The sequence below is a fragment of the Acinetobacter sp. GG23 genome (assembly GCF_057766365.1).
The window spans coordinates 95,642-108,974 of record NZ_JBYMDJ010000003.1; the positions used below are offsets into that span (position 1 = coordinate 95,642).

Consider the following 13,333-nt stretch of genomic DNA (forward strand, 5'->3'; position numbering starts at 1 on the left):
GCATAAAATAGTGATGCGTATTGTAAATTGAGATTTGCAAGCCCCAGCCCAGTCATGCAAAATAGAAAATTCCTGTATTTGCTGTTTGATCAAGACTATGTGTCAGTTGCTCGGAATGAATTGTGCTACGCCAACGGATGTGACTTTCTCATTTCGTGGTTTTTCTCAACGCGCAGGCATTACCTCTGACCATTGTGACGGTTTTGGCATTGCTTTTTTTGAAGATAAAGCTTGTCGCCTTTTTGTCGATAACCAATCGGCAGTTGAATCTCCGATTGCAGAACTGGTGCGTAATTATCCAATCAAGTCACGCAATGTGATTGCCCATATTCGCAAAGCGACGCAAGGTAAAATTAATTTAGAAAACTCGCATCCCTTTAGTCGTGAACTGTGGGGACGGCAATGGATTTTTGCCCATAATGGCGATTTGCATGATTATAATCCCATTTTATCCGGTCGTTTTACCCCAGTGGGAAATACCGACAGTGAACGCGCATTTTGTTTTTTACTCGATCAGTTGGTGCATAAATTTGGTTATCATGAACCGAAACTTGATCAAATTTTTGATTTGTTAGCGGAAGTCTCTCCAAAAATAGCAGAACATGGAACATTCAATTTTTGCTTGTCGAATGGTCAGGCTCTATTTACCTATGCCATCACCAAATTGCATTGGTTAGTACGGGAATATCCATTCAAACCGGCTCAATTGATTGATCTTGATGTAGAAGTCGATTTTAGTCAGGTGACTACTCCGGAAGATCGCGTCGCAGTCATTACCACCGAACCTTTAACGCAAAATGAAACCTGGAATGCTTTTGTGCCGGGAGAGATGATCTTATTCCAGGATGGTCGACCTGTTCGAGAACAGCAGACTCATGTCGAGCGTTTAGAGCGTGAACGCTTAAATCCAGAATTAAAACGAATAACCAGAGCCGATCAATATTAAGTGATGGCTAAATATTTCTAAATCTATAGAGATGTTGATTTAACTAGCTGTATAGATTTTTTTATTGATTTATAAATTTGGTTTTCAATAAATATAATAGTATTTTCTACTTGGTTTGATGAGTTTTAAATATCATTTTTTTAAATCTTTATGTGCTATAAAAAGATTTTTTATTAAAATAATATTTAATCTTTTGTTTTTATAGATTTTCCCCTTGATAAAATATCACTTAAAACAGGATTGATTAAAGAGAATTGGTTAAAAAATACTTTATCCTTTTGATTGGGATTAACTTTAAAAACAATAGATATCATGTGCTTAAGTAATAAACTAAGTTTTTTTATTAAAACCAACCGTTTTAGTTCATTTTTATTTGTTTAAAATCAATATATTATAAATTTACGTGATGAATTGTATATATTTATAGGCGGTCGTAATGAAAATGAAATGGGTTCCAGAATATAATACTGGTATCGATGTGATTGACGATCAACACAAAAGAATTCTGGATTATATTAATGAAATTGATGATATTTCAAGTAATATGGATCGTATTCGTATTAAACAGATTCTTGAAAATATTATTGATTATACGCAGTCGCATTTTACTTTTGAAGAATCTTTGCAAGAAGAAGCCGGTTATAAATATCGTGTACCGCATAAACGTGTCCATGATTTATTTATTAAAAAGATTGAATCTTACCGTGACCGTTTTGAAATGGGACAAGCGATTGAAGGTGAGTTACATGAAGTGCTTTCAAAATGGCTGATTAATCATATTCAGCACGATGATGCCGATTATGTCGGTGCCGTAAAAGAAAATATGATGGGTATCATTAAAGAAAAAGAACAGAAAAAAGGCAAAAACTGGTTTGCTCGTTTCTTTTCATAAAAAAGATAAACGAGATAATAACAATTACAAGTCACAATAAACTTGCGCTGCAAATCATCAATAATGATGGTTTGCTTTTTCTTTTTGATTTTCCCGCATGACAAAGGCAAAATAGCGAAAGACTTTTTTTAGGAACGCATCATGCAGGACAATGCTATGTCACGATGGCTATCGCCGCTGATGGCATTTTGTTTATCTTTTATCATCATTGCCACATTGGCACCGATTGTCGGGATCCAAGTTGAACGTCAACTTGATTTCTGGTTGTTATGGTTAGGTACCATGCTTATTTTGGCATTACCGATCTGTTATTTAGAAATTGCTTTGGCGAAGCGTTCAAAAACCACTGCCTTAAATGCATTGTCCAGTTTAACGCGTGATGCAGATGCCTCGCAGAAATGGCGTATCGTCGGTTGGTTGGCCGTGGTCTTTATTCCTTTCTTGGCAGGTGGCATGCTGTCTAATGCCAGCCAGCTATTGGGGCATTTTGCCTTCAATGGGGTTGCTCCGAATCTGTTATTCGTTGGCTTGGCGATTGGTGCAATTACACTTTCATTTGCACCGCGAAAAATTATTGTCATCTTAAATGTTGTTGGAGTTTTAGCTTCCTTAATTCTAGCGAACGTGATGGGAACGGCTTTGCCTGCTTGGCAAGTGACACCCGTTGAATTTAGTGAGTGGGGCAGTGCAACCGTATTGGCACTTGTTGCCAGTGGTTTGGGTATGGGTTTGTACTGGCAAAGTAGTTTGCCTATGATTAAGCAACGAGATGTTGCAACCAAAACTGCATTACCTATTTGGATTGCACAATTATTTGCAGTGATTGCCTTTGGCTTCTTTGCTGCCAATACTGAAATTCCAAGTTTTGCCTTCGTGGTTGCTGTAGTCAGTATGGCAGCACTTTTGCTCAATATGGCACGTGAACAATTATTACAACGTCAATTGAATATCGCGATTCAATGGCTCGTGATTTTAGTTGCTGTATTTGTTTGGGCAATTCCTACAATCAGTCCAATTTTTAATACGCTACTTATGCTTTGGGGTCTCATCATTTGCTTGATCTATGCCATTTTCGCTGGTTGGGTCATGAAAATTAGCCATTTACGTAAATCGATGAATTTTAGCAATGAGCTATTTTATAACCTGTGGCGTATTGCAGTACGTGTGGTGCTGCCTGTATCGATTATCTTGGCAATAGTGGCGATTATTGGACAATGGGTCTAATGAGTAAGATACAACAGGTTTGGGTGGCATATGCAGCCCAGAATCAACAGTTTCATCTTGCTGTGCCTTTTCGACAAGGGATGACCGCTCTAGATGCGATTGAGCAAAGTGGTATACGGATACAAATTCAGTTACCCGAACCACTTTCATTGGGGATTTTTGGGATGCGATTGCAAGATCCAAATCAAATTTTGGAAGTCGGTGATCGTGTCGAGATTTATCGTGCATTAACGGTTAATCCGAAAGATATTCGTCGAAAACGTGCTGCAGAAAATCCGGTTGGACTTTATTGTCGTGGAAATCGCTTTAAACAATTGAAGTGATAAGAAAACCCCTCATTGAGGGGTTTATTTTTATTTTAAAGTGGCTATAGTGGGGGCGCAGTTAGAATCGCTTCTTTTGATCCTGGTAAGCCGGGTTGAGATTCTGGAATGGTTTCCAAGCCTTCAATCTTTTGTACTGTTCCTGTTGGATCAAAATAGATTCTTAAATGTTGACCGTGAGCTGCAGGAATGTTGGCTTTTTTAGCATATGTTCCTGGTGTGTAGTCGTAGATGTAGTCCCAACGTAAAGGATTCATTGGATCTGAAACTGTAGGGCTACCGAGCAAGAAGCGAACTTGTTGGTGGCTCATACCGACCTGAATTTTTGAAGCTTGTGCTTGAGTTAATGGTGTCCCTTGCGGAATATCAACTTTATACACGCCCAAGGTCGAACAGCCTGCGAGCAGTGAAGTGACGAACAACGTCAACATGATTTTTTGCATTTTGCTACACTATCCCAAATTAATTATGATGCATTTGATCCACCGATAGATCATACTGCATCTAAACTTTGTTGCATATTCCAACTTTAAATTTGTTGAGAGACCTTTTTACATGCCTATTTCAAATCAAGATTTACGCAAAGCTGGACTTAAAGTTACGCTTCCACGAATAAAAATATTGGAATTATTAGAAAATTCAAGACAACATCATTTAAGCGCAGAAGACATTTATAAAACTTTACTCGAACAGGGTGAAGATGTCGGTTTAGCAACTGTGTACCGCGTGTTAACACAGTTTGAAGCTGCGGGTATTATTCAGCGCCATCATTTCGAAAACAATCATTCCGTTTTTGAAATTATGCAAGAAGATCACCATGATCATATTGTTTGCCTAAATTGTAACAAAGTCGTTGAATTCATTAATGACGTAATTGAACATCAGCAACATGAAGTGGCTGAAAACTATGGTTTCACTTTGACAGGTCACTCTTTGAATCTATATGGTTACTGTGATGCACCAGAATGTCAGGACGCCTTACGTAAAAAATAATACTGACTTAAGAAATCAGTTAAAAAAAACAGGCTTACTATGAAGCCTGTTTTTTTTGCTTTTAAGCCTGACCATCGAAGGTAATGTTCGAGCTTGCATGCAATAAGCGATCCCCACCTTCTTCGGATAGCTTGATTTGCAAACGTAGATCGTTCGGTGAGTCAGCATGTTTTAATGCATCTTTATAGGTAATCTGTTTGGCTTTATACAAGTCAAACAGGGCCTGGTCAAAAGTTTGCATACCCAGTTCACGTGAACGCTTCATCAATTCTTTAATTTCATGTACATCACCTTTACGGATCATGTCTGCAATTAAAGGCGAGTTGATTAAAATTTCAATCGCTGCACGACGAGACTGCCCATCAACAGATGGAATAAGCTGTTGCGCAATCACGGCTCTTAAGTTGAGTGACAAATCCATAAATAATTGATTATGACGGTCAGCATCAAAGAAGTGAATAATCCTGTCAATGGCCTGGTTGGCGTTGTTAGCGTGTAGTGTGGCAAATACCAAGTGACCGGTTTCGGCAAAGGCAATGGCATAGTCCATGGTTTCACGCGAACGGATCTCACCAATCAAAATAACGTCGGGTGCCTGACGCAAGGTATTTTTTAAAGCAATTTCGAAAGAGTCAGTATCAATACCGACTTCACGTTGGGTAATAATACAGCCCGCGTGTTCATGAATAAATTCAATCGGGTCTTCAATGGTAATGATATGCCCTTTGGAGTTCTGGTTACGATAGCCAATAATGGAAGCCAAAGAGGTCGATTTACCTGTACCAGTCGCACCCACGAACATGATGATACCGCGCTTGGTCATGGCCAATTCTTTTAAAATAGGCGGTAACTTCAGCTGTTCCATAGTCGGAATAACGGTTTCGATCCGACGCAATACCATGCCCGGTTCATCACGCTGTTGAAATGCGCTGACACGGAAACGGGCAGTCTTGTCACGGTTGCTGATAGCAAAGTTGCATTCACGGGTTTCAGCAAATTCTTTACGCTGTTTCTCACTCATAATCGAGTTTAAAAGCTGCCCGACAATTTCCCCAGTCAGTTTGGTTTTCGCAATTGGAACAATCTGACCATTAATTTTCATCGACGGTTCAACATCGGCAGTAATAAATAAGTCGGATGCCTGCTGTTGAATCATTAAATTCAGTAAGTCGTTAAAATCCATAACTTAGCCCCAAATCCGTTTAAGCTTATAAGAATGATTCTGGTTGTTTCGCCATAGTACGGGCAGTTTGCGGGCTAATAACGCCTTTAGAGACCAGCGTTTTTAGGCTTTGATCAAGCGTGGTCATACCGTAGTTGGCACCAGTTTGAATGGCTGAATACATTTGCGCTACTTTGTTTTCACGAATCAGGTTACGGATGGCAGGAATACCGATCATGATTTCATGTGCCGCCACACGACCACCGCCATTTTTCTTCAATAATGTTTGAGAAATCACGGCTTGTAAGGATTCCGACAACATGGCACGAACCATGTCTTTTTCTTCTGCCGGGAATACGTCAATGACACGGTCAATGGTTTTGGCAGCAGAAGTGGTATGTAGGGTACCGAAAACCAAGTGACCCGTTTCGGCAGCAGTCAATGCCAAACGGATGGTTTCAAGGTCACGCATCTCACCGACCAGAATAATGTCAGGATCTTCACGCAGGGCAGAACGTAGTGCTTCGTTAAAGCCATGCGTGTCACGATGTACTTCACGTTGGTTAATCAAACATTTTTTCGATTCGTGTACAAATTCGATCGGGTCTTCGACCGTTAAAATATGGTCATAACGGTTATCATTAATATAGTCGATCATCGCAGCAAGGGTGGTTGATTTACCCGAACCGGTTGGACCTGTGACCAGTACAATCCCGCGTGGGAAATTACAAATATCTTTGAAGATTTGACCCATGCCCAGGTCTTCAATGGTCAGTACTTTTGATGGAATGGTACGGAAGACTGCACCCGCACCGCGGTTCTGGTTGAATGCATTGACACGGAAACGCGCCACACCCGGCACTTCAAAAGAAAAGTCTGTCTCTAACTTTTCTTCAAAATCACGACGCTGTTTATCGTTCATGATGTCATACACAAGTTTGTGTACTTCTTTATGTTCTAAAGCGGGTAAGTTGATACGACGAACTTCGCCATCGACGCGGATGAGTGGTGGCATACCCGCTGATAAATGTAAGTCTGACGCCCCATTTTTAGCAGAAAAGGCTAAAAGTTCAGTGATGTCCATAATTTCCCCGAGATCATTTAAATGTTATTTATTTTGTTAGAATAATAAGGCTTTCCTGGAGCTTAACCAACAGTTAGTTTAAGGGGAAAGCGAAAAATATGAATGAAAATGAGAATCTGGTCAATGAATAGTCTTCAAGCGTCACGAAATAAAGTTTTACAGCAAATTCAGGATGCATGTAAACAAGCACAGCGTGAGCCGGAAACCGTACAGTTACTGGCTGTTTCGAAGACTCATCCAAGTGAGTCGCTACGTGAAATGTACCAAGCTGGGCAGCGTGCCTTTGGAGAAAATTACTTACAAGAAGCGCTGGAGAAAATTGGAACTTTAAATGATTTAGATATCGAGTGGCATTTCATTGGCCATGTACAGCGCAATAAAACCAAACATCTGGCTGCAAATTTTGCATGGGTTCATGGGGTGGATCGGTTAATCATTGCCGAGCGGTTATCCAGTCAGCGTGAAGCCGCTCAAGCGCCGCTGAATATTTGTTTACAAGTGAATATTGATGCACAGGACACCAAAGACGGCTGTCGGCCGAGTGAAGTGGCGGAACTGGTTCAAAAGATTAGCCAATTGCCTCATTTAAAATTGCGCGGTTTGATGGTGATTCCCGCACTTCACAATAGCCAAGCTTTTGCAAATGCGAAGCAGCTTTTTGACATCGTTAAAAAAGAACATGCACATCCTGAAGACTGGGATACTTTAAGCATGGGCATGTCTGGAGATATGGTAGAAGCAATTGCAGCAGGTTCAACCATGGTTCGTGTTGGAACAGCATTGTTCGGCGCGCGAGATTATTCCAAGTAACGAATACTCAAATCCATTTTGATTATTTTGAAAACTGAACTTTAGGGTTCAGTTTTTGTTTTAAAAATTGAGCTTTCCACTAAAGTTGAGTACAAAAGGAACTGTCTAAGGACATAATCTGGATAAGAATTATTTATTCGACCAAGAAAATAGGGAAGTGTATGACGGCATATTATCAACTGATCGGGCGAAATACGGATACCACCGGAAAAGTCACTGCGCATTATTGCTCAACCATACTGGCTCAAGGGGCATGGAATGAGCATGAGCAGCATATGGCACCAGCGACTGGAATTATCTGTGCGGAATTGGACCTTTTCGCACCGCGTAGTGATATGCGCATTGGCCGGATCAGTTTAGATATTTTAGGTCTTATTCCTGCCGGAGAGTTTAGTATCACCACCAAAGTAATTCGCCCGGGCAAGACCATTGAACTGATTGAGTCAGAAATGATGGCTCAGGGTAAAACGTGTGTTGTTGCAAGAACCTGGCGCATGATGACGCAAAATAGCCAGTTGATAAAAGGCCTGGAAGATGCGCATGGAAATATGCCTGAAAATGCGCCAGTGTGGGAAGGAATTCGTCAGTGGCCGGGTGGATATATTCAGTCGATAGAAGCACGAAGTCATCAGCGTCGTGCTGGGAAGGGCATTGTTTGGCTGCGAACGCCACATGATATGGTTGAAGGTGAACCTACCAGTGATTTTGTCCGCTTAATGGGGATGGTCGATACCGCCAATGGCATTGTGCCACGTCTAGAAACACCCTTTAGCTGGGGCTTTCCTAATCTGGATTTACAGATTCATATGCACCGTTTACCGCAAGGTCAGTGGCTGGGCTTAGAAACCACACAACAATATGGAGATGATGGCATAGGTCTAACCAGTTCAGTGTTGCATGATCTTTCCGGACCCTTCGGGCGCAGTGAACAGATTCTGACTTTGCGCCCCATGGCATAGTTTTTTTGCAAATAAAGCCTAGTGCATTTTCTAGGCTTTTTTATGATTTTCGGATTTTAAAATTACCCAACCACTTGAATGGTACTCGCACCGGCACCTAACGGTTTCACCTGAATCTGTACCGGAATACGCTCATGCATTTCCTGAATATGTGAAATCAGCACCACTTTACGCCCTTGGTTTTGTAATTGATCCAATGCATTCATCACCATATACAAAGAAGATGCATCTAAAGTTCCAAAACCTTCATCAATAAACAGCGATTCGATTTTCATCGAACCTGATGCCATATTGGCAATAGCCAAAGACAAGGCTAGCGCAGTCAGGAAGGATTCACCGCCAGAAAGAGAGGAGACTGAACGGGTTTCACCATCCATATCATGATCGACAATCGCAAGGCTTAATGAGTGATCCAGACGTTTGAGGGTATAACGCTGCGACAACATGGTAAGTTGCTGATTGGCATGTTCAACCAGAATGTCCAGATTATATTGCTGAGCGTAATCACGGAATTTTTTACCGTTTGCATCCCCCATGAGTCCGGAGATTTTGCCCCAGCGGTGTTCCTGTTGCTGAATGTTTTGAATCTGATCGGCAAATTTGGCCTGCTTATCAAGATTATCGTGATGGCGTGCAAGATCGACTTTAAGTTTATCTAAGACCTCAGATTGAGCAGTTAAAGCTGCCAGATTGTCTTCAATTTGCAGTGCTAAGACATTGAACTCAATATTCGGTTGCTGGCTGAGATGCGCCGTCTGTTGCTCTTGTAAAGTTTTTAAAGCCGATGCACTTTCATTTAATAAGCGTTCAGCATTTTGCAGTTGAGACCGGATCTCTTGCTCTTGCGCAGAACTGATCTGTACTAAGTCGGTCAAATCCTGGGTTGTAAAATCTTGATGAGCTTTCAACCAGTCTTCAATTTCAACATTCAGCTGATTAATCATATTTTGGTGTTCAGCCTGTCGAGAAATCAATTGCTTCAAATCACTCTGCTGTCTTTCAAAATCGATCCTCAATCGTTCAAAACTTTGTTTTTGCTGCTGATAAGCCTGTTGTTTTTGTTGGCGGTCTTCATCATGTTGAATTAACCATTCATGCGGTTTGACTGCCGTTAAATCAGTCATCTGTTGAATCAGTTGAGTGGCAAGTTGAGTATTTTGTTGCCCTCTGGCATAGGCTTGATCACGTGCTTCGGTCGATTCATAAATGAGTTTTAGGAGGTTGTTCTGATTTGTGCTAACTAAAGTTAAAGTTTGATGAAGATTGTCTTGATCTTTAGCGAGCTTATCTAAGCTGGTTAGATGTTGAGCACGATTGAATAATGTGGTTAAAACAACTTTTGCTTGAGCCGTGGTGTGCATTGTCCATTGCTGTTGTTCAGCATCACTTAAACAAGCAACAACATGCTGAATGTGTTGTTGCAAGTTTTCTGCATTGTTCAGTTGATATTGAATACTTTGAATGTGCTGGGCTAAATGATGTTGATCTTTAAGAACCTGATTGAGGGTTCTTAATTGATCTTCAATAGCTTGTTTTGCATTTTTAAATTGAGTTAAAGCCGCTAAGACCTGTTTTTCAATATTATGAGCTGATTGTTCAAAATTGATTGAAATCTGCAAATTTGAAAACTGCTGCATTATTTCATTTTGCTGGATTTCTAATTTTCTAATATTGCTTTGAATGCTGTTTGTGAGTTGATCCAGTTCAGATTGCGCTTTGGTCGCCTGTTGTTGTGCCATTTGCCAGCGTTGAAAATTCTCCTGCTCTTTTTGAATGGCGTGTTGTTCTTGCTGTTGTTGCAATTCAAACAAGGCTTTTGAAACTTGCGATTCGTCATTTTTATAAGGATGAGAGGTGCTACCACACACCAGACAAGGCTTATCTGCCACTAAATTGATACGTAATTGTTCAATATTTTCTGCATGCAATAAGCGCTGTTTTTGCAAAATTTCTTGCAGTTGAACCCGGTCATTTTTTGCCGTTTCAAAGGTTTTTTCTGCTTGTATATTTGCCTGATTCAGTTCAAGTACTTGTGAGCTGAATGTCTGTAATTGAGTTTGATGATGAGATAGATCCGCATGTAATTCAAAATATTGCTTTAACTTTTGTTGTGCAAGATCTAACTGATTAAGCTGGAAAATTCCTAGCTCACGCTCTGTATTTAATTTTAGCAATTGCTGTTCAATCTGCGTGACAGCACCAAATTCAGTCTGGAGCTGATCTAGTTTGCGTTGATCTTCTGCACATTTTGATTGCGCTTGGGTCAGATCTCCTAGACTTTGTTCAATCGTTTGATATTGAGTAATGAATTGCTGTAATTGTTGAATATGGGCATGAATACTTTGATCCAGCGGACTGAATTTTTCAGTTTCGGATAATTGCTTTTGAATTGCTTTTTGCTGATCGAACAGCCTTGAAATATCCAGTTCAATATTTTGTTTTTGCGCATTTAATGGTTGTTGTTGTGCATCTAATTCTACGCATCTGGTTTTCAGCTTGTTAAATTCAGCCCCAATAAAATCACGTTCTTGAATACAGCTTCGAACTTGTTTTAAAGCCGCGGCATGGGTGAATTCAAAATCTTGTAGAACTTTAAGTTCAGTATCCGCTTTTTTATACTGTTGTTGTTCATTATAAAATTGCTTTGAAACCACATCAAAAGAATTTTGGAGTTGCTGAATATGGGGGGCAAGCTGTTGTTGGGCTTTGAATAATTGAGCTTGTTGAAACACAGTTGGGCGAATACTTGAAAATACTTCTAAACGGTTCAGTTTATGACGTTCAGGGGCTAATTGTTGTTGAACACAAAATTGATCATCATAATTTTTTTGTTTGTCAATGATTTGGTTTTCCAGCTTTTGATGTTCTTCAAACCAAAGCTGTTGTTTGCTTAGATGTGTTTTTTCAGTTTCTAGTTTTTTGTATGCAATATTTGCGATTGTAAATTGCTGATTCAGTTCAGCAATTGCTTCATCTGACAAAATATCAATATGACCGATCATTTCTTCGAGTTTTTTACGCTCTTTTTCAATATCGGCGGTTTTACGAAATGCAATTTCACCAATTTTGGCAAAAATATTGGAGTTGGTTAAGTATTCCAGTAAAGCGCCACGTTCATTATCTCGGGCTTTTAAAAAGGCAGTGACTTCAGATTGAGCCAGTAAAACTGCACGGGTAAATTGCTCAAAACTGAGTTGGGTGATTTTGAGGATATTGGCATCGACTGCTTTGGCTTTATCCGCAATTACCACACCATCGGTTAAACATGTTAAATGGCGTTGGACGCTTTGTAATTTACCAGTGGCACTTTCACGCGCACGTTTAATTTCCCAACGTGCCAGATAATGCTTTTGATCCTGTGCCACAAAGACCAGTTCGGCAAAACCATGTCCGGTACCACGGCGAAGCACGGTTAACGGTGAATTGGTGAGTAATTCAGAACCATCCACATCAACCAATTTGCCATCACTGCCTTTAAGACGCGGCACTTGATTGAAGAGCGCCAGACACATGGCGTCAAGAATTGTGGATTTGCCTGCACCTGTTTTGCCAATAATGGCAATCAGCCCGGCATTGGCCAAAGGTTCACTTTCAAAATCAATAAAATGTTCGCCAGCAAGAGATGCCAGATTTTTTATACGGATAGATAAAATTTTCACGGCACATCCTTAAATCGTGTTTTTATTTTCAAGCGATTGATGTGCTTCTTGCACCAGACTCTGAAAATCTTTTAACACGGCATCATCTTGTACATAACCTTTGTTTTGCCAAATTTGTTCAAACAATTTTTCTGGCGTTGGCGGTTCTAGCTGAATTTTTGTAGCGCAGTTTTGCACTTGAAGATTTTTGTACTGGCGTGAAATTTTCACCAGTCGGTAACGGTTTTTAGGCAAGGCATCTTCAAACTGTTGTCTCAAATTGGGTAGCGGAGGGGTATCGGTATGATATTCAATATCGATATATTCACGTTGGTCAATATTAGCAATTTCACCATCTGCCATCGCTTTAAGTTGGGTAAATACCTCATTCAGCTCTCCCCGAACGCGGTGCAGTTGAATGCTGCGAGGAACAGGCAAGGCTTCAAATTGAAAAGCAGATTGATCTGCTTTTGAGGGTTTAATTTTGACTTCAACCACTTGATGCTTATAGTTAATTTCACTGAATGAAAGTGGAATCGGGGAGCCACTATAACGAATATGCGGATGCTGGACTTTTTGTGGTTTATGTAAATGTCCGAGCGCTACGTAATCAATCACATCATCAAATAATGCAGTAGAGAGGGCTTCTTCATTGCCAATAATAATCGGGCGTTCAGAGTCGGAAGTTTCGCCGCCTTGCATATGCGCATGTGACATTAAAATGAGCGCCTGATCATTGGTCTTGCGTTTTTTGGCTTCACTAATCAGTTGCTGGTGCAAATAGCCAATCGCATTTTGGCTATTTGTAGTATGTTCATTAAAACCGGTAATTTCAGCAGCACGTAAAAAAGGCAGACTCAAACACCATGCGACAACCTTTTTATTCAGGTCATAAATCGGCAGCAGTAAACGATCGAGATCTAAAGTCTTGTCTTCCTTCCAGCGAATAACCCCAACCGTTCTGGCATTGTATTTTTCCAGTAAGGGTTCGACCTGTTCAATCCGATAACCTGAATCATGGTTACCGGCAATCATCAGCGTTTGCATATGCGGGGCAAGTGCATGCGCGTCGGCTAAAAACTGGTAAAGCTGTTTTTGTGCAGCAGATGCCGGGTTGATGACATCAAAAATATCCCCTGCAATGAGTAGGGCATTCGGTTGTTTTTGTTTGATCTGTTCAAGTAGCCAGGCTAAAAACTGTTCATGTTCATACTGGCGTGAATGGTTATAAAAAAATTGTCCCAAATGCCAATCTGATGTATGAAAAAAATGAACAGCCATGAACGCCCCAAATCACAATGC

At 40.5% G+C, this 13,333-nt stretch carries 12 protein-coding genes; 7 read left to right on the forward strand and 5 right to left on the reverse strand.

Annotation, left to right across the window (positions count from 1 at the left end; translation table 11 throughout):
- The first annotated feature begins 97 nt into the window (after positions 1 to 97).
- From AC3CAU_RS06575 to AC3CAU_RS06590, 4 genes are all read left to right on the forward strand, one after another.
- On the forward strand, positions 98 to 946 hold the full coding sequence (locus AC3CAU_RS06575) for a class II glutamine amidotransferase (protein ID WP_131215125.1): 849 nt from the start codon (positions 98 to 100) through the stop codon (positions 944 to 946).
- A gap of 436 nt (positions 947 to 1,382) precedes the next feature.
- Positions 1,383 to 1,838 (forward strand): bacteriohemerythrin, encoded by a 456-nt coding sequence (locus AC3CAU_RS06580; protein ID WP_131215123.1) that lies wholly within the window; start codon positions 1,383 to 1,385, stop codon positions 1,836 to 1,838.
- 141 nt (positions 1,839 to 1,979) lie between these two features.
- The gene (locus AC3CAU_RS06585; protein ID WP_447054098.1) at positions 1,980 to 3,062 is read left to right on the forward strand and encodes a hypothetical protein; all 1,083 of its coding nucleotides are present in this window, start codon (positions 1,980 to 1,982) and stop codon (positions 3,060 to 3,062) included.
- Positions 3,062 to 3,385, forward strand: a complete 324-nt coding sequence (locus AC3CAU_RS06590) for an RnfH family protein (RefSeq protein WP_131215119.1) — start codon at positions 3,062 to 3,064, stop codon at positions 3,383 to 3,385. Before AC3CAU_RS06585 ends, AC3CAU_RS06590 begins: the two co-directional genes overlap by 1 nt.
- A 44-nt stretch (positions 3,386 to 3,429) precedes the next feature.
- Here the strand turns inward: AC3CAU_RS06590 and AC3CAU_RS06595 are convergent, their stop codons facing one another.
- Positions 3,430 to 3,828, reverse strand: a complete 399-nt coding sequence (locus AC3CAU_RS06595; protein ID WP_131215117.1) for an outer membrane protein assembly factor BamE — start codon at positions 3,826 to 3,828, stop codon at positions 3,430 to 3,432.
- 112 nt (positions 3,829 to 3,940) lie between these two features.
- Here AC3CAU_RS06595 and fur point away from each other — a divergent pair, with 112 nt between their 5' ends.
- Positions 3,941 to 4,378 carry a ferric iron uptake transcriptional regulator gene (fur, locus tag AC3CAU_RS06600; RefSeq protein WP_131215115.1) on the forward strand — a complete coding sequence of 146 codons (438 nt, stop codon included), beginning with the start codon at positions 3,941 to 3,943 and terminating at the stop codon, positions 4,376 to 4,378.
- Between the two features lie 61 nt (positions 4,379 to 4,439).
- Here the strand turns inward: fur and AC3CAU_RS06605 are convergent, their stop codons facing one another.
- Both AC3CAU_RS06605 and AC3CAU_RS06610 read right to left on the reverse strand, forming a co-directional pair.
- Positions 4,440 to 5,561 carry a PilT/PilU family type 4a pilus ATPase gene (locus AC3CAU_RS06605; protein WP_424619882.1) on the reverse strand — a complete coding sequence of 374 codons (1,122 nt, stop codon included), beginning with the start codon at positions 5,559 to 5,561 and terminating at the stop codon, positions 4,440 to 4,442.
- Positions 5,562 to 5,586: 25 nt separating this feature from the next.
- Complete coding sequence (locus tag AC3CAU_RS06610) at positions 5,587 to 6,624, reverse strand: type IV pilus twitching motility protein PilT (RefSeq protein WP_131215111.1); 1,038 nt, start codon at positions 6,622 to 6,624, stop codon at positions 5,587 to 5,589.
- A 123-nt stretch (positions 6,625 to 6,747) separates the two neighbouring features.
- Here AC3CAU_RS06610 and AC3CAU_RS06615 point away from each other — a divergent pair, with 123 nt between their 5' ends.
- Both AC3CAU_RS06615 and AC3CAU_RS06620 read left to right on the forward strand, forming a co-directional pair.
- Complete coding sequence (locus tag AC3CAU_RS06615) at positions 6,748 to 7,434, forward strand: YggS family pyridoxal phosphate-dependent enzyme (RefSeq protein ID WP_447054099.1); 687 nt, start codon at positions 6,748 to 6,750, stop codon at positions 7,432 to 7,434.
- A 161-nt stretch (positions 7,435 to 7,595) separates the two neighbouring features.
- On the forward strand, positions 7,596 to 8,393 hold the full coding sequence (locus tag AC3CAU_RS06620) for a thioesterase family protein (protein WP_447054100.1): 798 nt from the start codon (positions 7,596 to 7,598) through the stop codon (positions 8,391 to 8,393).
- Positions 8,394 to 8,455: 62 nt separating this feature from the next.
- On the opposite strand, the gene AC3CAU_RS06625 is transcribed toward AC3CAU_RS06620, so the two are convergent.
- Both AC3CAU_RS06625 and AC3CAU_RS06630 read right to left on the reverse strand, forming a co-directional pair.
- Positions 8,456 to 12,052, reverse strand: a complete 3,597-nt coding sequence (locus AC3CAU_RS06625; RefSeq protein WP_447054101.1) for an AAA family ATPase — start codon at positions 12,050 to 12,052, stop codon at positions 8,456 to 8,458.
- 9 nt (positions 12,053 to 12,061) lie between these two features.
- The gene (locus AC3CAU_RS06630) at positions 12,062 to 13,312 is read right to left on the reverse strand and encodes an exonuclease SbcCD subunit D (protein WP_447054102.1); all 1,251 of its coding nucleotides are present in this window, start codon (positions 13,310 to 13,312) and stop codon (positions 12,062 to 12,064) included.
- Between the last annotated feature and the right edge of the window lie 21 nt (positions 13,313 to 13,333).